The 581-nt window shown below is 43.9% G+C and carries 1 protein-coding gene; it reads left to right on the top strand.

The annotated features are described in order from the left end of the window. Positions 1–258 (top strand): hypothetical protein (locus IQR33_RS34570; protein ID WP_228014173.1); only part of this gene is annotated, 258 nt, incomplete at its 5' end. Positions 259–581: the final 323 nt, after the last annotated feature.

The raw sequence follows: 581 nt of genomic DNA, 5'->3' as shown, positions 1-581 counted from the left end.
TCGGCTTGGGATGCGTTTTTTAACAAGGAGTACGAGCTCCAAGACTTGGAATACCAGCTATCGGACGCTGCGCACCAGCACTATGAACAGTCGCATGCGAAGAGCGACATTAGCTTCAAAGAATTCAAACGAGCGTTCTATAATGAATCCATCAAAATTTACAATTTAACTGATGGCGCTTCTATCCAGAAAGTATTCACCCCATTACTTTTGCTTACAACGCTCTGGATAGTGTTTGTATGCCTATTTAACAAGTGATCATCAAACTATTCCAACAACGATCAGTATGGGACTACAGGTATGGCTCTATGTAAGGGGGCTAATTGGCTCGGTCTCCTTCACTAAATTAGCGACTCAATTACCCGCAATTCCATAGGCTAAAAGTGACAAGGGCATCCGTTGATGCCCTTTTTATTCAAAGGAACGCAACCTAGACCTTTGGCCCACTTGGGTATAAAACCATTATGCGTTAAGCTGCACGCTATTATCCGATTGATAAAGAGTGGAGCGAAGTGATGGAAAAAGTAGGCTCTCGAGCATTGATTGTCGAAGGTGGAGCCATGCGAGGCGTATTTTCATGC

It is taken from the genome of Vibrio sp. OPT46, assembly GCF_015163535.1.
Taxonomy (GTDB): Bacteria; Pseudomonadota; Gammaproteobacteria; order Enterobacterales; family Vibrionaceae; genus Vibrio; species Vibrio alginolyticus.
Note: the sequence above shows the minus strand (reverse complement) of the source record. Positions and strands in the feature narration are given on the sequence as shown.